The sequence below is a fragment of the Novosphingobium sp. KN65.2 genome (assembly GCF_001368935.1).
GTDB lineage: Bacteria > Pseudomonadota > Alphaproteobacteria > Sphingomonadales > Sphingomonadaceae > Novosphingobium > Novosphingobium mathurense.
This window is the reverse complement of the sequence record NZ_CCBH010000161.1, coordinates 80,843-102,576: the sequence shown is the minus strand read 5'-3', so window position 1 is coordinate 102,576 and position 21,734 is coordinate 80,843. Positions and strand designations below refer to the sequence as shown.

Genomic DNA, 21,734 nt, shown 5'->3' with positions numbered 1-21,734 from the left:
CCGGATTACTTGCTGAGTTCGACGTGCTCGAAGTCGAGCTCGACCGGCGTTGCGCGACCGAAGATCGACACCGAAACCTTGACGCGGTTCTTGTCGAAATCGAGTTCTTCGACGATGCCGTTGAAGCTGGCGAACGGTCCGTCGAGGACCTTCACCGAATCGCCGATCTCGTAATCGATGTTGATCTGCTTGCGCGGCTCTGCAGCAGCGGCTTCGGCAGCGCCGAAGTAGCGTGCGGCCTCGCTCTCGCTGATGGCCTGCGGCTTGCCGCTGGCACCCAGGAAGCCGGTGACCTTCGGGGTGTTCTTGACGAGGTGGTAGACGTCGTCGTTCAGCGTCAGCTTGGCAAGAACGTAGCCGGGCATGGTCTTGCGCTCGACCTGCACCTTCTTGCCACGCTTCACTTCGGTGACGTTTTCGTGCGGGACCTGCACTTCTTCGACGAGCTGCGACAGCCCCATCCGCTCCGCCTCGGCCAGGATCGCTTCCTTAACCTTGTTCTCGAAGCCGGAGTAGGCGTGGATGATGTACCAACGGGCCATGGTTCTCTCTTCTTCCGGTTTTCAGACGATCACAGCAGCGACAGGAGCGAGCTGACGACCCAGCCGAACAGCGCGTCGATTCCAAGGAAGAACGTGGCGAGCAGCACCGTCATGATGCCGACAAAGATCGCCGTCGTCACAGTTTCCTGGCGCGAGGGCCAGTGAATCTTGGAGGCTTCTGCGCGCACCTGCCGGATGAATTCGCCGGGAGTGGTCTTGGCCATGTCAGTTGCTCTCGTGTCTCTTGCCTGATGCCTGAGAAAAAACTCTCATATCTTCCGGCTAGGGGAAATCGCCGCCCCCGCCGGGGCCGGGGGGGGGGTTATCCGCTTGTCGGAAGGAAGATGCGACTTAGCTTCCGTCCACCGGATTTGCAAGGTCTGCCGGTATGGCAAGTCGTGCAAGGAACGAGTTGGACGTGCTGTAGAGGATCCGGGCGCCGTTCGGCAGTGCCACCGGCTTCGCCTTGCCGATGTACCACAGGTACTCGGCATGGACCGCGGGACGGAACTTGCGCAAGTCTATCCGCTGGTTCGATGAGTAGAGAATGCGCTGCGTCGGATCGGCGAAGCGGAAGGCGGTTTCGCGCATCGTGAGCATGTGCACGTCGGGCAAGGCGAAGTTGGAGTTCTCCATCGCGCTGCGCCGGACGACGGCATAACTGCCGAAATGCTCGAAGGGGCCGAATAGCCACTGGCTGCGCGGGATGGCCACCGCCGTCGCCACTTTCGCGCCTTCGGGCATGTAGTCGAGCGCGGCAATCATCTGACGGGCCGTCTGCGCGTCCTGGTACCAAGCCACCGAAGTGATCGCGAGGCGGCTCGTGAACAGCAGGCCGGAAAGCGCAAGGCCCCAGCGCGGCGCGGGCCAGTTGATGGCGAGGCACGCGACAAGCAGCGCCGTCGTGCTGAGGCGATAGTCGGCATAGTCGCCGCCGAAGATCTGCCGCGGTACCGCCAGGGTCAGGCCGAAGAGGATCAGGGCTGCCCAGCCCATGCGCCCGTCTATGCGGCGCGTGACGAAAGCCACGAACAGGACCAGCGCCAACACCGCCACGCTGGTCACGTCCAGCAGGTAGTCGTAGCTGCGCATCGCCTTGTAGAGGATGCCCCATTTGTAATCGAGCACGCCGCCGCCGTACGAGACCTTCGAATTGGCGCCCATGCCCAGCAGCATCGGCACCAGCGGGAAGATCAGCGGCCAGGGCTTGAGGAACGGGCGCCAGTCCAGCCAGTTGCGCCGCTTGGTCCATTCGTAGCCGAACACCAGGACGCCCAGCACGCCCCATCCCGATACGTGGCAAAGCCACACGACGAAGCCCGCAGGGATGAACAGCAGGCGCCGCGTCCAGTGACGCTCATCGAGCTGGACCCAGACCGCAAAGGCGAACAGCGCCAGCGCGACCGAGAGCGAATAGTTGAGGAAGCCCATCAGCAACGAGGGCGACCAGATCGTCGCGAAAGCCAGGATCGCCCCGACGCCGACGCGGCGGCGCAGCGTCCAACTGACCGAAATGATCGAAAGGCCGGTAAGAATGGGGATCAGCGCCACGATGATGCGGCCGGCCAGCTCGATCCCGAACAGCGGCGCCATCGGCACCATCAGCAGTTCCACGCCGAGGTTGCCGGTCCATTCCCACTTGAACTGGAAGTACTTGGTCAGGAACGGATCCCGCCCGTGATCGACCATGATCTGATAGCCGGCGAGGTGCGAGGGATAGTCCGTCATCTGCGGCGTCCACGCCAGCAGGGCTGGCAGGGCCGCGAGGAATGACAGGAAAATGCCAAGCCAAAGCGCTTCGTCGCGTTTCAGTCTGCCTGACGCGCTTGTCTCAACCGTATTGTGCCGCGCGGTTCCGTGCATTTGCGACTGAATCTTCCCCGATACGCCACTAAGAACGTGAGCCCCGGACGGACCATACGGTCCGAGTCGCAGGACGCGGCCCTCCTAATCGTCACAAGGCGATTGGCAAGCCTGCCAGCGATACAGCCGATTTCCGCTCGCCGCAAATTCCCATCGCATGATCGCGTGACGAATCGTCACCCCTTGAGGGGAAAGCTTCGAACTCAACGATTTTCGGAAAATTGGCAGGAGTGCACGGACTCGAACCGTGGGCCCTCGGTTTTGGAGACCGATGCTCTACCAACTGAGCTACACTCCTGCGGGCGCCGTGGCCTCTAGATGGAGCCGCGATGGATTACAAGAGTGTCCTTACAAGATATTCGACGGCACAACGATTTGCTAAGCTCCTGCAAGGCAATACCGCCGTGAACAAGGTCCCGGAAACCACCGTGCACGCACCGCGAACCGCGAACATGATCGAGCCCGAACTGCTCATGCTCGCCTACCGCAGCGGGATTTTCCCGATGGCGGACAGTCGCGACGATCCGGAAATCTTCTGGATCGAGCCACGCCAGAGGGCGATTCTCCCGCTCGATGGCTTTCACCTGTCCAAGTCGCTGGCGCGCACGCTGCGGCGCGGCCGCTTCACCGTAACCTGCAACGTGGCGTTCTCGGATGTCATGGAAGCCTGCGCCGCTCCGCGCGCGGTGCGCGAGGATGACGACGAAGGCGGAAGCTGGATCAGCCACCGCATCCAGGACAGCTACGAAAACCTGCACTTCCTGGGCCATGCGCACTCGATCGAATGCTGGCAGGAGGCGCTAGACGGCAGCGGGCGGCAGCTGGTCGGGGGTCTCTATGGCGTCGGGTTCGACAGGGTGTTCTGCGGCGAATCGATGTTTTCGCGCGTGCCCGATTCGTCGAAGGTCGCCCTCGCCTGGCTCGTCGCGGCCTTACGACGCGCAGGCGCGATCCTGCTCGACTGCCAGTTCATCACTCCACACCTCGCCTCGCTTGGCGCAGTGGAAATGCCGCAGAAGCGCTACCTGACGCTGCTGAAGGCCGCTCAGTTCGCGCTGGAATCCGATGCAGAGGCGCTCGGGCTCGGAGCCGGTACAGGCGCCGGACTGGGCGCGGGGCTCGGAGCAGGCGTGCTATCGCTGCCAGAAGGCTTCGCCGCACTGCTGGCAGATGCAGCCGAAGCCGGGCTCGCGTCCTGCCCCGGGAAGCTCATCGCGCAGGACTTGACCCAGACATCGTAAACCGGGTGCTCGACCACGTTGAGGCCGGGCGAATTCTTGAACAGCCAGCCTGAGAACACCTTGTGCCAGGCGAGCTTTTCCTTCGACGAACTGCGGTCCTCGACGAAGACCTGAACGAAGGCGCCCTCTTCCTGCGGCCTTTCCCAAGGGAGCGTCTTTTCACAAGTCGCGACCTTGACCACCAGGTTGCCGATGCGCCGGGTCTCGCCCGGCTTCATCTCGAGATCCTGGGTCAGGTTGTTGCGCTTGTTGAGGACGCCGAGCGTGACGACCCGGTCCTTGTTGGGTGTGCCGATCCGCTGCCCCTGCACCGCCTGCGCCGGCCCGGCCTGCATCCCTGCAAGCGCCTCCGGAACGCTGGTGTCTTCGGCCTCGGGTTCAGGTTCGCCACCGCAACCGGCAAGAGCCAGAAGACAGGCAGTCAACGCCAGCGCGGGGATTCGTGAGCCGCGGGCCCGCATCACTAGACTTCAGGCGTCCGGCGACCAGGCTTCGTAGTCGCCGGTGGCAGCCGCACGCTTGCCGCCACGCTCCAGCGCGCCCTGCGGCAGGTAGGCCTGCGCAGTGCCGGTGGCGTTCGGCGTATAGTCGACTTCCCAGATCCGCGGCGGCGGCAGGTGACTTTCGGGGACACCGTCATAGGAATGATGCAGCCAGCCGTGCCATTCGGCCGGAACGCGGCTTGCATCGTTGGCGCCGGCGTAAATTACCCAACGGCGCTCATAGCCTTCGGTGGTCTTCGTCTTGTCGCCCTTCGAGCGATAGTACTTGTTGCCCTGCGCGTCAGTTCCGACGTGCTCGCCATGACGCGAGCTCCAGAGCGAGGTTCCGATGGTCGCACCATCCCACCAGGTGAAGATCTTCGACAGGATTCCCATGAGCCGCGCGTTAGCGCCCTTCGCTCGCGATGCCAAGCGCGTTGAAGCGCTTTGCCCACTTGGCTGCGACAAAATTCACGACAATGCGGGGACATGGCAGGTGCAATTGCCGCGCCGCGCCCAGTCTTCGGGTCGGCTCAACCCCGATTCACCGCATCGGGAACACCATTCGACGCTGATTTTCGCGCATTCACCATCGTTCATCTGGCGTTGTGGATCAGGACACGATGGAGCGCGTTCTATTCATGAACAACGCATAGCAACAGAGGTGATCCCCCATGCGTAATGCCATCATCGCCGCCACCATGGCGGCCCTCACCGTTCCTACCGCAATGGTGACCGCGACCCCTGCCATCGCGAAGGAGCGGCATTATCACAGGACCGACAACGGCATCCGCTACTGGCGCGGCGACAATGGCCGCTACTACTGCAAGAAGTCGGACGGAACGACCGGTCTGCTGATCGGCGGCGTCGCCGGTGCCCTGATCGGCCGCGCCGTCGATGGCGGTCGCGACAAGACGGTCGGCACGATCATCGGCGCAGGTGCCGGTGCCCTCCTCGGCCGCGAGATCGACCGCAATTCGAGCCGCCCGGCCCGTTGCCGCTAATGTTTTGACCTGTCGGAGCACATCCGACAGGCACACAATAGGCGCTCCGACCGTCAGGCCGGGGCGCCTTTTTTGCTTGCCCAGTCGCTTTTTGCCGAGACTAAAGGTGCATCCCGCCGCTTGCTTCGATGACCTGACCGCTGACCCAGCCCCCGTCCGGCCCGCACAGGAAAGCAATGACGCGGGCAACGTCCTCGGGCTGCCCCACGCGCTTGAGCGCTGCAGCTTCGGCAAGCACTTGGACGGTTTCCGGATCGTTGAACAGGCCCGGTGCGAAGTCGGTCATCGTCGCGCCCGGGGCCATGGCATTTACGGTAATGCCACGCGCGCCCACCTCCTGTGCCAGCGAGCGGGTGAAGTGATCCACCGCCGCCTTGCTCATCGCGTAGGCAATGCACGAGGCATAGGCCGTGCGGGCCACCATCGATGACAGGTTCACGATCCGCCCGCCGTCTCGCATGCGCCCGAGCGCTTCCTGCGTCACGAAAAACGGTCCCTTGGCGTTGACCTGCATGGTGAGGTCGAACAGCGATTCTCCGGTCTCCTCGATCGAGGCCATTTTCCCGATCCCGGCATTGTTGACGAGAATGTCGAGGCCATCTGCCCTTCCGTCGAATTCTGCGAACATCGCATGGATCGCATCCAGCGATCCAACATCGCCCTGGATGGCAAACGCCTCCCCGCCCTTCTCCGCGATCATGGAGACAACTTCATCGGCGGCCGCGGCGTTGTTGCGAAAATTGATGCAGACCTTGGCGCCCTCAGCCGCCAGGGCGAGCGCGACTTCCCGACCGATGCCGCGCGATCCGCCCGTAACCAGGGCGACCTTACCCACCAGCTTGCCCATTCAACTCTCCCGACAGCATTCGCGCGCCAGGGATCGGCGCGCTTTCGGGATCGCATGCTATGTCGCAGGCAGGAGCCTGGCACCTCGCCTATTGCGCAGAAGGCGCGAGGCCGCGGCCGGTTACCACTCGACCTTGTCGCCCGGCTCGATGCCGAGTTCGGCCGCGCGGCCGCCGTTCAGCTCAAGCACGCCGCTCGCCTTCCCGACAGCAGGCAGCGGTGTTTCGTCATATGGCACGGCATTGGCCGCTATATTGAGAATGCGGCGATCGGTCCCGATGAAGATGATGTCGAGCGGGATCACCGTGTTGCGCATCCAGAAAGCTGGGCGGCGCGGCGGGTCTTCAGGGAAGATCATCCCTTCATCCGGTCCCATCTCGGTGCGGAACATCAGGCCTTTGGCCTGCTCTTCCTCGGTCTTCGCCACTTCGACACTGAACTTGTGGACCTTGCCGTGCGACTTGATGATCAGCGGCACGACTTCCAGCCCCGATACCGGATGGACGAGGGGCGCGGTCGGCTTGGCGACGGCCTCCTGCCCGCCCTGCGAGCACCCCCCAACGATCATCAGGAACGTGGCGGCGGCGGCAGTAAGTGCTTTGTTCAGGCGCAAGAATCTTCTCCGGAAACCGACTCGACCCAGTCCTCGACCGCGTCGGGATCGTCGGCATCAACGATCTGCCGGGCGATGTCGAGCCTGTGTCCGGCCCGCATCATCGCGGCAATCTGCTTTTCCCGCTTCGCCATGTCCGGAACCTGAACCGAGAACGGCCCGAAGCGCCTGCGACGGGCCAGGACCAGCGCGGCGCGGCGCTGCTCCAGTTCGTCGGGCCGGAAATCCCCTGCGATATCGTGATCGACACCGGCCACCTGCAGCACCTCGCCGACGCGGCGGGCACCATAGCCCCGGCGCAGCAGGCTGCCGGCCTTCATCCGCGCCCAGCTCGCATCGTCGACATAACCGCGCTGCGCGTAGCGGGCGACAAGGTCGTCGAGTTCGGGAGTACCATCGTCCGCCCACCCGCGCTCGCGCAGCTTGCGTTGAAGATAACTGCGCAGTTTTGCTTGCGTCGTTGCGAAGCGCGCGACATAGGCCAGCGCCAATTCCTCGAGGCGGGCTTTCGTCAACGGTTGTGGATTGCGACGCTTGGAAGACATGTTGCCCTATTCGTGCCACAGTCGGCTCAGAATGGGGAGAGCGCGCGGAATTTGGTCGTTGAAGGCAGCTATCTAAGGTTCAGGTTAAACCGGCTAGAAGCTCCCAGTTCCGCAAGGAAAACGGTATAACAACAACGGGTTATGAAGATATGAGCGACACCATCTCCGTGGTGCCGAATGCGGCTAAGGACCTTGTCCGCACTCCCAATGAGGACGCGCTTCCCCGTCGATTTGCCGACTTCGACACCTTTTGCGATGCCTTGGATTATGCCGCGCAAGGTTCGCGCGGCTTCAATTTTCACGATCCGCGCGGCACGCTGACGCGCGTCTATCCCTTCAGCGAACTGCGCGAAGATGCACGGGCGGTGGCCCATGCGCTGGTGGCGCGCGGTGTAAAGCCGGGCGACCGCATCGCCCTGATCGCCGAAACCGGCATCGACTTCGCGGCCCTGTTCTGCGCCACGGTCTACGCCGGTGCGTGGCCGGTGCCGCTGCCCCTGCCGACCAGCTTCGGCGGCAAGGACAACTATATCGAGCAACTCGCCGTCCAGCTCCAGAGCTCGGACCCGACCATGCTCATCGGTCCGGACGAAATCGCCCACCTCACCTCTGCCGCGGCAGAGCGACAGGGCTGCGGCCATGCGACGTGGTCCGAGTTTGCAGCGAAGGACGCGCCCGAAGTCGAACTGCCCAAGGCGCAGCCGGACGACATCTGCTACCTGCAATACTCCAGCGGCTCGACGCGTTTCCCGCACGGCGTTGCCGTCACTCACCGTTCGCTTATGTCGAACCTGGCCGCGCACAGCCACGGCATGCAGTTGATCGAAACCGACCGCTGCATTTCCTGGCTTCCCTGGTACCATGACATGGGCCTCGTCGGCTGCTTCCTCTCGCTGATCGCGAACCAGGTCTCGGGCGACTACCTCAAGACCGAGGACTTCGCCCGCCGTCCGCTGGCATGGCTGGACCTCATCACCCGCAACGAAGGCACCTCGATCTCGTACTCGCCGACTTTCGGCTACGACATCTGCGCCCGCCGCATTTCCAGCCAGAGCCCTGTGTCGGACCGCTTCGACCTGTCGCGCTGGCGCCTTGCCGGCAACGGCGCGGACATGATCCGTCCCGACGTCATGCAGAACTTCGTCAACGCCTTCGCCGATGCGGGCTTCAAGGCTTCGGCCTTCCTGCCCAGCTATGGCCTCGCCGAAGCGACGCTGGCCGTCACCATCATGCCCCCCGGTGAAGGCATCCGCGTGGAACTGGTCGAGGAGGAGCGCCTCTCGGGCTCTCCGCGCGATCTCAGCCGCCCGGCCCGCTATCGCGCCATCGTCAATTGCGGCAAGCCCGTGCTGGACATGGAAGTCGTGATCCGCGGCGAAAACGGCCAGTCTCTGAGCGATCACCAGATCGGCAAGGTCTGGTGCCGCGGCACCAGCGTGATGCATTCCTACTTCCGCGATCCCGAAGCGACCGAGGCATGCCTCGTCGACGGATGGCTGGACACCGGCGACATGGGCTACATGACCGAGGGCTACCTCTTCATCGTAGGCCGCGCCAAGGACATGATCATCATCAACGGCAAGAACCACTGGCCGCAGGACATCGAGTGGGCCGTCGAGCAGCTGCCCGGCTTCAACCACGGCGACATCGCCGCCTTCTCCGTCGAGATGGAAAACGGCGAGGAAGCCCCGGCCGTCCTGGTTCACTGCCGCGTGTCCGATCCGGTCAAGCGCCTCGAGCTGCACGAGATGATCCGCGACAAGGTGCGCTCGATCACCGGCATGAACTGCGTGGTCGAACTGGTTCCGCCCAAGAGCCTGCCGCGCACCAGCTCGGGCAAGCTCAGCCGCGCCAAGGCGAAGAAGCTCTACCTCTCGGGTGAAATCGAGCCGTTCAGGTTGGCGGCCTGATCAGACCGCCCTACCCCGGCTGACCAAGATCCGGCAGCCCGGAGCAGCACCGCGCCGCTCCGGGCTGTTTTTCGATTCAGGACGCAAGCGCGCGCATCACTTGCACTTGGGATGCGTCTTGATGTCGCGGGCGTCGACGACCTTTCCGTCGGCCATGGTCAGCTGCGCGCAGACCCCGGTCGAGCGCTTATAGAAGATGCCGTACTGGGTATTGCCCGAATCGAACGAATCCACGTTGGTGAAACCCCGGTTCATCATGACGTCGATGGCATTGATCGAGTCCATGCCGGCAATGCCTCCAAGGCCGTCCATGTGGCCCATTCCCGGTCCATGTCCGGAGCCGTGCCCCATCCCATGGTTCGGCATGCCGGTCACCGAGACATTAAGCCTGAACGCCCCTTTCTCTCCCCGCCGCGCCGACGCGCGCATCTGGTAGACCCTGATCTTGTAGGCCCCCGAGGCAGAGAGCGTGCCAGAGAAGGAATTGCCTTCGGTCGAGCCGGTAAAAATCGCCTCGTTGTCACTGCCTGGAGGAAGAACGTTGAAGTAGACGATCGAGGAGCCGGACATGTTGACCCGCATGGTCTGCCCTTCGCCTGCGCGAACCTCGTAATCTCGGATCGCCCCGCCGACGATGGTACCGGCTACCGTTGCCGAGGTCCCGCCCTTGGGAAAGCTGATAGTCGTCGTGGTTATCTGCGCCAGGGCCGTACCGGCCAGAGGCAAGGCCAGCGCAAGCGCCGCCCCCGTAACAATTCGAGTCGCGAACTTCGCCATCTTGCGTTCCTCCTTGCACCGCAAATCAGAGGATCAGATCCTCATTGACCATAGCGACCCGGAACACGTTCATTCGGTATCAGGCATATCTGCGGGGGAGTGTTCCCGCCTTGTTACATCGCATCCTCCGGCCTGTGCTGCCCTATCCGGCAGTCATCGTTCAGGCCCTGCGCCCCGAATAAACCGATTCATCGCGGCTGCACACCACAATCTGGCCGGTAGCTCAGAAGGGTAGGCCCTTCCCGGCCCAAGCGATCACTTCGCCTGAAGCTGCCCGTCGAGCCGCTCAGCCAACCTGAGCGCGAGCGCCACCAGCGTGAACGTCGGATTGGCCCAACCCGCCGTTGCAAAGACCGAGCTGCCCGCAAGGTGCAGATTCGCGACGCTATGAACCTTGCAATCGGCATCGACGACGCCCGTCGCCGGATCGTCGCTCATGCGGGTGCCGCCCATGTGGTGATATCCGGCGATCGGGTGGTTGCCGACAGTAGGATCGACCGGCCAGTCATTGGCCGCATCGCTGATCCACTCGCTCGGCGTCACCGACCCCCGCCCCATCCGCCGAAGCTCCTCACCAAAGACGCGGGCGAAGACGCGCGCCGTGTGCTTGTCGAGCGGATCGAGTTGCCAGTTGAGATCGGCCTGCCGTTCCCCCAGCGCATTGCGGGTCTGCGACAGGACGATGCGGCTGTCCGGATTGGGCGCCTGCTCGCCGCGAATGATCATGTAGAGGCCGGTCATGCCGGTATTGGCCATCGCCGCCTCCACCCGCTCGCGCACCACCCGGTGGAACCATGCACGTAGTCCCCGGTAGATATGGTCCAGCTTTCGGCCGGTGCGGTCCGGATTGAGCGAATGCTTGATCGTACCGTAGAGCTTGTTGCCCAGCGCCACGCCCTTTTCCGGCGGGCGCTGCAGCTTGAAGGTGACGATCGAGTTCATCGCGCCCTCCGATTCCTGCAGGCTATCGGCCAGACGCAGTACCGGCGCCAAAGGCGGGCCGGACTTCATGAAGCGCTTCTGGTAGGCGGCCCAGAGGTCGAAGGGCCTGTCCGTCTCCACCTTGCCGATACGGCCGGTGGGATGCTCCATGAAGAAGCGGCCGAGCCGGTCGCGGCCATTGCCGATACCGCCAGCGCAGACATCGTCCGAAGCCAACATGAGCCGCACGTTCTCGATCGCGCCGCAGGCGAGGACATAGTGCTTCGCCTTGATCCTTGCCGACTGCCCGCCCAGCGTGCGCACCTCGACATGCTCGATCTCGGCACCATTGGCGCTCGCCTGCAGTTTCACCGCATTGGCGTGAAGCAGGATCATCAGGTTGGGCGCGTCGATCAGGTCCCGCGCCCGGCCCTGCGCAAAGCGCTCAGTCGCCTCGTCGAAGCGCCACAGGTCGGTCGCCAGCTTATCCGGACTGAACCCCTGGTCGGCAATGCCGCAAAGCCGGTAGGCGTCGCCCCATTCGAACGGTCCGATCTCGAAGATGTCCTGCGCGCGGCGGTAGTACGGCATGACGTCATCGCGGGTGATCGGCCAGCCCGAGTGTGGCACCCATGAGCGTTTGGCAAAGTCGATCTCGTCGAGCAGCGCGCAGCGGCCGCCCCAGATCGACACCGTGCCGCCGAAGAAGCGCAGGCGCGATTCTTCGAGGTCATAGTACTCGTGGCCGATGTTTTCGCCCTTGTAGAGGGCCTGAGTCTTCTCCTCGAAGTCCATGCCGCCGCTCTCGGCCAGGCACACCCGGTGCCCTGCCCGCATCAGTTCGCGCGCGATGGTGACGCCGGCGGCGCCGGCTCCGATCACGCAGACGTCGAACTGGCGGTCGGCGGCTTCGAGGTTCCTGACAAGGTCAACGAGCATCGAAAGTCTGGTCCCACCAGCAGGAGAACATGGCGATCGCGTGGAGGATGCGACCGTGATTGGCGAGGCCCGCGGCATGCTCGGCAAACAGCTTCTCAACCGCGTCCTGCCGCAGGTAACCGCTCCGCGAGGCGCCGCTTGATATCCAGGCTTCCTGCGCGAAGCTGGCGAAGCCGCCGCTGAACCACTCGGCGAAGGGCAACTGGAAACCCAGCTTTCGCTCATCGAGCGCGCCGGGGAACAGCCAGGGTTCGACAGCCTTTCTAAGGGCATACTTGCCGACCTTGCCGCGCAACTTCATGTTGCGCGGCATCGTCAGCGCCCAGTCGACCAGCTTGTGGCTGAGGAACGGCACGCGCGCCTCCAGCGAATGAGCCATCGATCCACGGTCCGTGCGGTTAAGCAAGGAAGACGGCATGTGGACCGTCAGGTCCGCCAGCATGAACTGCGCCAGCGGATCGAGATCGCGTGCGCCCGGCCAGCCGAAATACTCCCTCTCAAGATCGGCGAAAGGATGATCGCCTTCCTGCCGCGCATGAAAACCCTGTTCGTACAGTTCCTCGCGCACCCACGGCGTCGAGATCTGCGTGCCTTGAAAGAAGCGCTGGTAATTGCTTTCCAGCATCGCCGACTGCCGGAACCGGCGCACATTCTGCCGCAGGTAGTTGAGCCGCTTGCCTCCCATGCCGGGCATGCGGTCCACCGCGCCCAGAACCGGTTCGAGCATGCGCAGGAAAGGCCCGGTCCGCGCCGCGGCAAGCGCGGTGCGCTGGCGCTTGTAGCCTGCGAAGATCTCGTCCGATCCCTCACCGCAGAGCACGACCTTCACATGTTCGGCCGCCAGTTTCGAAAGATGCCAGACCGGAACCGCCGCCGTCGCCGCGCAGGGTTCGTCATGGCTGCGCTGCACTTCCGGCAACATGACGCCGGCGTCCTGCGGTTCGAGCGGCAAGGTGATGTGCTCGCAGCCCAAGTGCTTCGCAATTCGGGTAGCCGCCTCGGTCTCGTCGATGGAAGTGCCGGGAAAGCCCATGGTGAAGGCCTTGACCGGAGCCGTCGCATGGCGAGCCATCGCCGCAACGATCGCGCTGGAATCGACGCCGCCGGACAGGAACGCACCGACCGTGACGTCGGCCAGCACGTGCCGCTTCGTGGTCTCGGAGACCCAACGCTGCGTCTCCTCGATCCACTCCGCCTCGGAAAGGCCTGCGCGCTCCTTGAACTGCGGGCGCCAGAACTGGCGAATCTCGGGATCGCCTTCGGGCCCGATGTGCAGGACATGACCGGGCGGCAAAGTCCTCACCTCGCGCCAGATCGAACGCGGCTTCTGGACGTGCCCGAACATGAAGAAGTCATGGACGCCGCGTTCGTCGATGGAGAAATCGAGCGAGCCGCCGTCAGGCGACGTCATCGCCCGCAGCGTGCGGATCTCCGAGCCGAAGGCGATGCCCCCCTGCTGCAGCGTGTAGTAGACCGGCTTGATGCCAAGGGGATCGCGGGCAAGGACGAGGCGGCGTTCCCTGACATCCCAGATGGCCAGACCGTACATGCCTTCGAGCATCGGCCAGACATCGTCGCCCCAACGCACGTAGGCGGCCAGTACCGTCTCTGTGTCGCTGTGCGTCGAGAAGATCCAACCCCAGGCCTCAAGTTCCTCGCGCAAGTCCGGGAAGTTGTAGACTTCACCATTGAAGACGATCGCCCAGCGTCCATCTGCCGAGTAAATCGGCTGATGCCCGCCTTCGAGGTCGACAATGGAAAGGCGGCGATGGCCAAGACCGATGTCGCCGTCGAGGTGAATGCCCCAGTCGTCAGGCCCGCGATGGACGATCGTGTTGCAGGCCCGCACGATTGCATCGCGCGGCACCGACTTACCGCCGCGCCTGTACCAGCCGGTAATCCCGCACATTCTCGCCCCGCCTATGCCGCCAAGCTTGTGCCTGCCGGGTTACAGCAGGAGGCATCCGAGAGGAAGGCCCTGCCCACTCCGCGACCAAAGGGGACCGGTTCAGATCTCGCGATCGAGTTCCAGATAATCGCGCGGGATGCGCAGCGCTTCGGCAGCGACTTGCGTCTCGCGCAGGAACAGGATCAACGCGTAGAGCAGGAGCACGACCGAGACCAGAAATGTCGCTGCGGCAAGGACATGCAGGTCGAAGCTCGCAAGCCCTTCAAGGAAAAGCACCGCAACCGTCGAGCCAATGGCAAGACCCGAGAGCACCATGATGCGAATGGCCTGCGTGATGATCGTGATGCGCTTGTCGATGATCCGGATTTCCCGGACGACCATGTCGTGCTCGGGCCCCTCGGTCTCCATGTGCATCGTCTGCAGGATGCGCGCGCGGTCGACTACCCGGCCCAGCCGGGTCGAGAGAATGTTGAGGATATTGCCGATGGCGACAAGTACGAAGACCGGCGTCAATGCCAACTGGATGGTCTGGACGATCATGCCCGTCCTTATTGCATCGAGGCGTCAGTCTGCACAGCCGCGCGCGAGAAGACAAACGCAATCTTGTGCAAATCCGATAGCTTCGAATGCGGGTGCCAGTGCACATTCCCCGGGCGATACCGACTGGCCAGAGACCGTGACCGAGCCTTCGCGCGGAATGACCAGCAAGGCGCCAGGATAGCGATCCGCCGCGGCGTCATCGGGCAAGCCTGCAACCTGATCCAGCAGGAACAACGGCCCGTCGACCAGCACCTGCGACCTGTCGGAAGCGACCTTGCTGCTCCACCTCATCGCGTAGGGTTCGCCCCGCGCGACGGCCATGCCTTCTTCGAGATGGAGTTCGCGCGGACGCCCATAGTCGAACAGGCGGTAGGTGATATCGCTGTTCTGCTGCACCTCGATCAGGCTGACGCCCGCGCCGATGGCGTGGACCGTGTTGGCGGGAATGTAGAAGAAATCACCCGGCGAAACCTCGTGCCAGACCATCAGGTCCTCGATCGAGCCGTCCAGTGCGGCAGCCCGCAGTTCGTCCTCGGTCAGGTCCTTGCGGAAGCCAATGCCAAGGGTCGCGCCGGGTTCCGTTGCCAGAATCAGCCAGCACTCTTCCTTGCCCTGTCGGCCGATCCCCTTTGCCAGCGTCTGCGCATCGTTGGGGTGGACCTGCACCGAGAGCTTTTCGCTGGTAAAGATGTACTTCACGAGGAGCGAGGGCAGTTCGGCGGGCGGTTCAAACCAGATTTCGCCGATGCGCTTGCCTTGCGGCGCAACGAACGGCGCGGGAAGTTCGTCGCGCCCCCAAGGCTTTTCCACCTGACGGATCGGCAAAACCGCGCTCACGTCAGTGCTCCGCGCTTCGGCGTGCCAAGACCAGCGCTGCGAGCGCCGCCAGCGCCATTCGGGATCGAGGTGAGTCCAGCGGACATGAGATTGAACCTAAGCCATTTTTGCAGAAAAGAACGTGGAATTTCAGGAGGTACGCCCGAATTCCCACCGGATTACACGAGAGTCGCGATAAAACCAACGCTGCCTCCATCCATAAACAGCCTCGACCGGATGTCCGGACGCATCCTGTGCCGGACGAAAGCGAAAGCGCTCGGTCGCAAGGCTGCAGGTGATCTGACCGGCGCTCGGGTCCGGGCTCTGCTGGACGACACGGCAGCCCTTCACCCGGCCATCGGCGCCGACTGTCAGTGCGACGATGACTTCGCTGCCGATGCGAAGATCGCGACTGTCGCGCGGGTAGTCCTTCGCCGAGTTGATATCGCCCCTGATCTTGACCGGCGGGGTGACGGCGCCGCCGCCCTGCCCCGATCCACCGTTACCCGATCCGGTCCCGCGACCTTCGCCCGACGCACCCGTCGCCTCGCCTTCGTCGCGCGCGCCCGAAGCGTTCTCGTCACCCTTGCCCGCCACGGGCGGCGCCTGTGTCGGCTTGATCGCGATGGGCGCTTTCGGAGCGGCCGTCTCGCGCGGCTTGGCCTTCTTGCCCGGCGGCGCGGCTGCGCCTTCCTCCTCAGATGGCGAGGATGCGACCGGCGGCGTCTCCGTCGGCCTGGGCAGCGGCGCCTCGACCGACACCGTGAACGCCTGGGTCACGCCATCCAGCACAGTCGCGGCGAACTGCGGCGTGAAGGCCCGAACCAGCGCGGCAATCGCTGCGAGGTGCAGGACGGCGACGATTGCCACGACGCCCAGCCGCGTCTTTCGCTCCGGCTTGAGATCGGCCTTGCTCATCCTCGCCCTTTTAGACTCAGCTTTCCGCGAAGGAATAGGGCTGGGCCGCGCGGCGGTAATCGTCGGCAAGGATGTCCCGGCCGATTGGCGGAACCGCTCGCGCCACGCATTCGGCGCGGTGGCACAGCCGACAGGTCACCCCGATCGGCGTACTGGGAGCCTCGTTCGGTGCCACGCCGGCAGCATAGACGAGGCGCCCGGCCTCTTCCGCTGCACAGGCCAGCGCCACCGCGCGCATAACCTGCGGGCGACCGTAGCGCCCCCTGCCCGATGTAACGGTGCGCGCGATCGAAAAGAAGCGCTGGCCGTCCGGCAGTTCGAGCCACTGCGTCTGGATCTCGCCGGGGCGCCGGAAGACCTGGTGCACGTTCCACAAGGGGCATCCGCCCCCGTGTGCCGCGAAGGGAAATCCCGCGCCATCGAGCCGCTTGGAGACATTGCCCGCTTCGTCGACGCGAATAAAGAAGAACGGCACCCGTTCCTCTCCGGGCCGGTGCATGGTGGTGAGGCGGTGCGCCACCTGCTCGAAACTCGCACCGAACAGACCGCCCAGCGCCGCGATGTCGTACTTGCGCGCCTCTACCGCCCGCGCAAACTTGCGGTAGGGCATGACGATCGCCGCCGCGCCGTATCCCGCCAGCGCCCGACGCACGAGCGTCGCGGTCGTGTTGCTGGCAAATTCCTGCTCGCGCACGATCTGCATGATCGTACTGCGCATGGCCGTATGCGCGATGTGCGTGGCCAGCTGGAACGTCCGGCTCGCCCCATCGAGCGAATCGTCGATCAGCAGTTGCTGGTTGTGGCGGTCGAAGCGGCGCATCGCATCCATCAGCACATCGGAAGGCAGGAAACGCACGCGCACGCCCTTTGTGCCGAGCCACTTTTCCATCCCACCAGCCTTGTCGATCTCTCCGGCCAATTCTTCGGCCTGCGTATCGAGCGCGTGGTAGTAGTTGCGCGAATTGGCAAAGAAGCGCTGCGCTTCACGCACCGGATCGCTGTCCTGTCGACCCGGCCCTGCGTCGCGCTGCTCGGCCAAGGCCTGCTGCTCGCGCGTATAGGCCCCGTGAAGCCGCAGAAGCGCCTCGGCCACGCCCGGGAAGCTCATCGCCAGGTCAGACACCTCGAGCGACGGCAGATCTATGTCGTCGAACACCGGATCGCGCAGCACATCGCCCAACCGCCGCGCATAGTCCGCGCCGTCCTCGCTCGCGAGATCGCCGATTTCGAGACGGTAGGTCCGCGCCAGACGCAACAACATGTCTGCCGTGACCGGCCGCTGGTTACGTTCGAGCAGCGCGATGTAGCTGGGCGAGATTTCCAGATCGTCGGCCATCGCCTGCTGTGTCAGACCCAGTTCGCGTCGCAGGCGGCGCAGCCTTGGACCAAGGTATAAGGGACGATTTTCAGCCATAAGTTCAATTATTGTCAGGTCTGTACAACTTTACAATGAAAATCTGTAAAGTTTTACAACGACACTTCGCGGACCGTTTTCCGCCGCGCAATTCTTGCCTAGCTCAGACCCATCGAACGGCAACACCATTGCTCACGGGAACAGCGAATCATGACCTACCAGCAGAAGATCATCGAGGCGGGCCGCACCATCGGCACAGAGCCCACCTGGAACGGTATCGAACCCGAATCGGTTGCTCGCATGCGTCTGCAGAACCGCTTCAACACCGGCCTCGACATCGCCCGCTACACCGCGCGCATCATGCGCGAGGACATGGCCGCCTATGACGCCGATCCCGCGAACTACACCCAGTCGCTGGGCTGCTGGCACGGCTTCATCGGTCAGCAGAAGATGATTTCCATCAAGAAGCACTTCGGTTCGACCAAGCGCCGCTACCTTTACCTCTCGGGCTGGATGGTTGCCGCGCTGCGCAGCGAGTTCGGCCCGCTGCCCGACCAGTCGATGCACGAGAAGACTTCGGTCCCGGCCCTCATCGAGGAACTCTACACCTTCCTCAAGCAGGCCGATGCGCGTGAACTGGGCATGATGTTCCGCGAACTCGACAAGGCCCGCAACACCGGAGACGAGATGGAGGCCAGGCGTCTTGAAACCGCGATCGACAACTACGAAACGCACGTCGTTCCGATCATCGCCGACATCGATGCCGGCTTCGGCAACGCGGAGGCCACCTACCTCCTCGCCAAGAAGTTCATCGAGGCAGGCGCCTGCTGCATCCAGATCGAAAACCAGGTCTCGGACGAAAAGCAGTGCGGCCACCAGGACGGCAAGGTCACCGTTCCGCACGAGGACTTCATCGCGAAGATCCGCGCGGTTCGCTACGCCTTCATGGAACTGGGCGTTGACGAAGGCGTCATCGTTGCCCGCACCGACTCGCTCGGCGCTGGTCTGACCAAGCAAATCGCCTTCGTTCGCGAAGCCGGCGATATCGGCGACCAGTACAATGCGTTCCTCGATTGCGAGGAGGTCGATGCAGCTACGCTTGGCCACGGTGACGTCCTGATCAGCCGCGACGGCAAGCTCATGCGCCCCAAGCGCCTGCCGAGCAACCTCTACCAGTTCCGTCCCGGAACCGGCGAGGACCGCTGCGTCCTGGACTGCATCCAGTCGCTGCAGAACGGTGCCGACCTGCTCTGGATCGAGACCGAAAAGCCGCACATCGGCCAGATCGGCGGCATGGTTTCGCGCATCCGCGAAGTCATGCCGAATGCCAAGCTGGTCTATAACAACTCGCCGAGCTTCAACTGGACGCTCAACTTCCGCCAGCAGGTCTTCGACGCCTGGAACGCGGAAGGGCGCGACGTTTCGGCCTATAACCGGGCGAAGCTGATGAGTGTCGACTACGACGGCACCGATCTGGCGGCAGAAGCCGATGAGCGCATCCGCACCTTCCAGAAGGACGCGGCGCGCGAGGCGGGCATCTTCCACCACCTGATCACCCTGCCGACGTATCACACCGCGGCGCTGTCGACCGACAACCTGGCCAGGGAATACTTCGGCGAGGCGGGCATGCTCGGCTACGTCAAGGGCGTCCAGCGCCAGGAAATCCGCCAGGGTATCGCCTGCGTCAAGCACCAGAACATGGCCGGCTCTGACATCGGCGACGACCACAAGGAATACTTCGCCGGTGAAGCGGCCCTCAAGGCCGGTGGCGAGCACAACACGATGAACCAGTTCGCCGCCTGAGGCGATCACCCCGATCTTCCTTGTGGCCGGGGAAGCCTCCTCCCCGGCCACAAGGGACCCAGGTTCGCTGCACAGGGCAGTGAAGCAACGAGTTCGCGGGCCCGTCCGCACCCACGAGCGACATGAAAGGAGTACAGTGATGACTACTACCACCACTTGCGAACCGGCTCGCTCGCGCGCCGTGCTTTCGACCCAGGACTTCCAGCTACTGCAGGAAGCGGTCCTGTTCTATCTCCGGGCTCACGAGGACGATCCGATCTCCTCGAAGTACTCCAACCTCTATCACCGTCTGAGCAGCGCAGCCCGCCGCTGAGATGCAGCAAAGGCACGGCGCCCCGAAGCACCGGCCGAATCACCGAATTGTTTTCCTGGGGAGGAAAGCTTGGCCCGTCGCCCACCGCGCGACGGGCCATTTCTTTTGCGTTGAATGACTTGTGCAGGAAAAGTGCCGCAATTCCTCCGATCTGGCGCACTTCCGATGCGAAACCGCCGATCCGGCCTGCCAATTCCTGCCTTCTTGTTGTTATGATGAGAAAATTAACCTCTGGAAGATAGCGTTCCCGGCACTGGGGTCGTGCAAGGGACTGTGGGGGTTTACCAAGTGCAAAGCGGCGAACCTGCCCAAGAGCAGGTACAGTCTTCGCTGGAGCATGCGCTGCAGGCGGCTTCGCTTGCGGAACGACGCCTGCGTGAAGCGATCGAGGTCTTGCCGGAGGGGATCGTCTTCCTCGACGCGGAAGGCCGATACGTCCTGTGGAACCGCCAGTACGCGGAAATCTATTCGCGCTCCGCAGATCTGCTCGAACCCGGCGTGAGGTTGGAGGACACCCTGCGCATCGGCGTCGAGCGCGGCGATTATCCCGAGGCCACCGGCCGCGAGGAGGAATGGCTCTCGCACCGCCTGTCCCTGCTGCACAAGCCCGGCATCCGCCACGAGCAACGCCTCTCCAACGGTCGCTGCATCATGATCGAGGAGCGCAAGACAGGCGATGGCGGGACCATCGGCATCCGCGTCGACATCACCGAACTCAAGCAGAAGGAAGAGACCTTCCGCCTGCTCTTCGAACGCAACCCCATCGCCACGCTGGTATGCGATCTGAACAGCGGCCAGATCCGCTCGGCAAACGAGACGGCCTGCGCCTTCTTCGGCTATGAGTCGCACGAGATGGCAGGGATGCCGATTGCCGCCCTCTTCCCACCCGCCACCCGCGCAGAGGCGGAAGCGATGCTGGCGGCCGACTGCCCGGACACCAACGATTGCTGGCAGATGGTCCGGCGCGACGGCGAGGCCGCGGAAGCGGTCATCTCCACCCGCCTGTCGCAGATGGAGGGCTATGCAGCCACGATCGTCTCGATCTTCGACGTCACCGAACGCCGCCGCATCGAGCAGCGCATGGCGCACATGGCCCGTCACGACGAACTGACCGGGCTTGCCAACCGCGCGCACTGCCGCGAGCACTTGCGCGATGCCCTGAACCGTACGCGGCGCGGCGAGACGGTATCCATCGCGCTTGTCGACCTCGACCACTTCAAGGCCGTCAACGACACATATGGTCATCAGTTCGGTGACCTGCTGCTCACCGAGGCAGCCATGCGCATGCGCGAACTGATCCCGCCCGATGCGCTGCTGTGCCGAATCGGCGGAGACGAGTTCGCGGTGATCTTCCGCCGTTCCAGCCAGACGCAGACCGAACTGGTCGGCCGCTCCATCATTACCACGTTGTCGGAACCCTTCTATGTGAAGGGCAATATGATCCACATCGGCGCCACTATCGGCTTCGCCAGTTCACCGTATGACAGCAGCGATCCGGAAACCCTGCTGCGGTTCGCGGACCTGGCGCTCTATGCAGCGAAAGGCGAAAGGCGCGGAAGCTGCCGCAGCTTCGAGGCGCGCATGGACCATGCCGCGCAGGAAAAGAGCAGGCTGGAGAAGGACTTCCGCAAGGCCGTGCGCAACGGCGAACTCGATGTCTATTACCAGCCGCTGGTCAATCTCGATACCGGCGCGATCGAATGCTATGAGGCGCTGGCGCGCTGGGACCACGCCGAGCGGGGCAGCGTCTCGCCCGACGTCTTCATCCCCCTGGCGGAGGAGATGGGCCTGATCGACCAGGTCGGTCGCTTCGTGCTGCAGACCGCCTGCACCACGGCGATGCAATGGCCCGATCACGTGAAGCTGTCGGTCAACGTCTCGCCGTTGCAGTTCCGAAACGGCAACTTGCTGAGCACGGTCATCAACGCCCTGTCCGCCTCCGGCCTTCCCGCCGAACGGCTCGAGCTGGAAATTACTGAGGCTGTGCTGATGGAAAAGGGGCCCCGCCCTGCTGCCATCATCCGCAACCTGCGCGCCTTCGGCATCGGCATTTCGCTGGACGATTTCGGAACCGGCTATTCCTCTCTCAGCTACCTGCTCAATTACCCGTTCACCAAGATCAAGATCGACAAATCCTTCGTTCTCAGCCTGCACGAGGAGACCAATTCGCGCGCCGTGATCCGCGCCGTGATCGGGCTTGGCCGCAGCCTCGGGCTGTCGGTGGCCGCAGAAGGCATCGAGCGGGAAATCGTACGCGACTACTTGCGCAGCGAAGGTTGCGTGCAGGGACAGGGCTTTCTCTTCGGCCGCGCCGAACCCGCCTGCGCCCTACCGGTTACCCGACAACGCGACGCGGCCTGAACTCCCTGCGCCAGTCCGGCGCAGGGGCTTTCGCCCT

20 protein-coding genes, 1 tRNA gene and 1 pseudogene are annotated in these 21,734 nt (G+C 63.7%); 6 read left to right on the top strand and 16 right to left on the bottom strand.

Features of this window, described 5'->3' with window-relative positions:
* Positions 1 to 5: 5 nt before the first annotated feature.
* From nusG to SPHV1_RS14665, 4 genes are all read right to left on the bottom strand, one after another.
* A complete protein-coding gene (gene nusG / locus SPHV1_RS14680) occupies positions 6 to 542 on the bottom strand; it encodes a transcription termination/antitermination protein NusG (RefSeq protein ID WP_054946781.1) in 537 nt (178 codons plus the stop codon).
* A 29-nt stretch (positions 543 to 571) separates the two neighbouring features.
* Positions 572 to 766, bottom strand: coding sequence for a preprotein translocase subunit SecE (secE, locus tag SPHV1_RS14675; RefSeq protein ID WP_007011721.1), 195 nt, complete (start codon positions 764 to 766; stop codon positions 572 to 574).
* 127 nt (positions 767 to 893) lie between these two features.
* Positions 894 to 2,405: a hypothetical protein gene (locus SPHV1_RS14670; protein WP_054946780.1), complete on the bottom strand. Its 1,512-nt coding sequence runs from the start codon at positions 2,403 to 2,405 to the stop codon at positions 894 to 896.
* Between the two features lie 222 nt (positions 2,406 to 2,627).
* Positions 2,628 to 2,703: transfer RNA gene (locus SPHV1_RS14665), tRNA-Trp, on the bottom strand.
* Between the two features lie 154 nt (positions 2,704 to 2,857).
* On the opposite strand from SPHV1_RS14665, the gene aat reads away from it, so the two are divergent.
* Positions 2,858 to 3,646: a leucyl/phenylalanyl-tRNA--protein transferase gene (gene aat / locus SPHV1_RS14660; protein ID WP_054946805.1), complete on the top strand. Its 789-nt coding sequence runs from the start codon at positions 2,858 to 2,860 to the stop codon at positions 3,644 to 3,646.
* Positions 3,647 to 3,681: 35 nt separating this feature from the next.
* Here the strand turns inward: aat and SPHV1_RS25815 are convergent.
* Positions 3,682 to 3,864: pseudogene (locus SPHV1_RS25815) on the bottom strand (DUF2155 domain-containing protein); the annotation flags it as partial.
* A gap of 252 nt (positions 3,865 to 4,116) precedes the next feature.
* Positions 4,117 to 4,524 carry an NADH:ubiquinone oxidoreductase subunit NDUFA12 gene (locus tag SPHV1_RS14650; protein WP_054946778.1) on the bottom strand — a complete coding sequence of 136 codons (408 nt, stop codon included), beginning with the start codon at positions 4,522 to 4,524 and terminating at the stop codon, positions 4,117 to 4,119.
* Between the two features lie 278 nt (positions 4,525 to 4,802).
* Between SPHV1_RS14650 and SPHV1_RS14645 the strand changes: the two genes are divergently transcribed.
* Positions 4,803 to 5,132, top strand: coding sequence for a glycine zipper 2TM domain-containing protein (locus SPHV1_RS14645; RefSeq protein ID WP_054946777.1), 330 nt, complete (start codon positions 4,803 to 4,805; stop codon positions 5,130 to 5,132).
* A gap of 100 nt (positions 5,133 to 5,232) precedes the next feature.
* Here the strand turns inward: SPHV1_RS14645 and SPHV1_RS14640 are convergent, their stop codons facing one another.
* From SPHV1_RS14640 to SPHV1_RS14630, 3 genes are all read right to left on the bottom strand, one after another.
* A complete protein-coding gene (locus SPHV1_RS14640) occupies positions 5,233 to 5,979 on the bottom strand; it encodes an SDR family NAD(P)-dependent oxidoreductase (RefSeq protein ID WP_054946776.1) in 747 nt (248 codons plus the stop codon).
* 120 nt (positions 5,980 to 6,099) lie between these two features.
* On the bottom strand, positions 6,100 to 6,591 hold the full coding sequence (locus SPHV1_RS14635; protein WP_054946775.1) for a DUF192 domain-containing protein: 492 nt from the start codon (positions 6,589 to 6,591) through the stop codon (positions 6,100 to 6,102).
* Positions 6,582 to 7,136, bottom strand: coding sequence for a regulatory protein RecX (locus SPHV1_RS14630; protein WP_054946774.1), 555 nt, complete (start codon positions 7,134 to 7,136; stop codon positions 6,582 to 6,584). Before SPHV1_RS14630 ends, SPHV1_RS14635 begins: the two co-directional genes overlap by 10 nt.
* 149 nt (positions 7,137 to 7,285) lie before the next feature.
* Here SPHV1_RS14630 and SPHV1_RS14625 point away from each other — a divergent pair, with 149 nt between their 5' ends.
* Positions 7,286 to 9,046 carry a fatty acyl-AMP ligase gene (locus tag SPHV1_RS14625; protein ID WP_054946773.1) on the top strand — a complete coding sequence of 587 codons (1,761 nt, stop codon included), beginning with the start codon at positions 7,286 to 7,288 and terminating at the stop codon, positions 9,044 to 9,046.
* Positions 9,047 to 9,142: 96 nt separating this feature from the next.
* On the opposite strand, the gene SPHV1_RS25495 is transcribed toward SPHV1_RS14625, so the two are convergent.
* From SPHV1_RS25495 to SPHV1_RS14590, 7 genes are all read right to left on the bottom strand, one after another.
* Positions 9,143 to 9,823 carry a hypothetical protein gene (locus SPHV1_RS25495; protein WP_176167930.1) on the bottom strand — a complete coding sequence of 227 codons (681 nt, stop codon included), beginning with the start codon at positions 9,821 to 9,823 and terminating at the stop codon, positions 9,143 to 9,145.
* 255 nt (positions 9,824 to 10,078) lie between these two features.
* On the bottom strand, positions 10,079 to 11,683 hold the full coding sequence (locus SPHV1_RS14615) for an FAD-dependent oxidoreductase (RefSeq protein WP_054946771.1): 1,605 nt from the start codon (positions 11,681 to 11,683) through the stop codon (positions 10,079 to 10,081).
* A complete protein-coding gene (gene asnB / locus SPHV1_RS14610) occupies positions 11,673 to 13,592 on the bottom strand; it encodes an asparagine synthase (glutamine-hydrolyzing) (RefSeq protein ID WP_054946770.1) in 1,920 nt (639 codons plus the stop codon). The genes SPHV1_RS14615 and asnB overlap by 11 nt, the downstream gene beginning before the upstream one ends.
* Before the next feature lie 99 nt (positions 13,593 to 13,691).
* Positions 13,692 to 14,132: a DUF2721 domain-containing protein gene (locus SPHV1_RS14605; protein ID WP_054946769.1), complete on the bottom strand. Its 441-nt coding sequence runs from the start codon at positions 14,130 to 14,132 to the stop codon at positions 13,692 to 13,694.
* Positions 14,133 to 14,156: 24 nt separating this feature from the next.
* Positions 14,157 to 14,969: a class I mannose-6-phosphate isomerase gene (locus SPHV1_RS14600; protein WP_054946768.1), complete on the bottom strand. Its 813-nt coding sequence runs from the start codon at positions 14,967 to 14,969 to the stop codon at positions 14,157 to 14,159.
* Positions 14,970 to 15,098: 129 nt separating this feature from the next.
* On the bottom strand, positions 15,099 to 15,866 hold the full coding sequence (locus SPHV1_RS14595) for a TonB family protein (protein ID WP_054946767.1): 768 nt from the start codon (positions 15,864 to 15,866) through the stop codon (positions 15,099 to 15,101).
* 16 nt (positions 15,867 to 15,882) lie between these two features.
* On the bottom strand, positions 15,883 to 17,280 hold the full coding sequence (locus tag SPHV1_RS14590; protein WP_054946766.1) for a short-chain fatty acyl-CoA regulator family protein: 1,398 nt from the start codon (positions 17,278 to 17,280) through the stop codon (positions 15,883 to 15,885).
* A 150-nt stretch (positions 17,281 to 17,430) separates the two neighbouring features.
* Between SPHV1_RS14590 and SPHV1_RS14585 the strand changes: the two genes are divergently transcribed.
* From SPHV1_RS14585 to SPHV1_RS14580, 3 genes are all read left to right on the top strand, one after another.
* The gene (locus SPHV1_RS14585) at positions 17,431 to 19,023 is read left to right on the top strand and encodes an isocitrate lyase (RefSeq protein ID WP_054946765.1); all 1,593 of its coding nucleotides are present in this window, start codon (positions 17,431 to 17,433) and stop codon (positions 19,021 to 19,023) included.
* Positions 19,024 to 19,162: 139 nt separating this feature from the next.
* Positions 19,163 to 19,336 carry a hypothetical protein gene (locus SPHV1_RS25490; protein ID WP_173364728.1) on the top strand — a complete coding sequence of 58 codons (174 nt, stop codon included), beginning with the start codon at positions 19,163 to 19,165 and terminating at the stop codon, positions 19,334 to 19,336.
* A 288-nt stretch (positions 19,337 to 19,624) separates the two neighbouring features.
* Positions 19,625 to 21,697 carry a bifunctional diguanylate cyclase/phosphodiesterase gene (locus SPHV1_RS14580; protein WP_054946764.1) on the top strand — a complete coding sequence of 691 codons (2,073 nt, stop codon included), beginning with the start codon at positions 19,625 to 19,627 and terminating at the stop codon, positions 21,695 to 21,697.
* Positions 21,698 to 21,734: the final 37 nt, after the last annotated feature.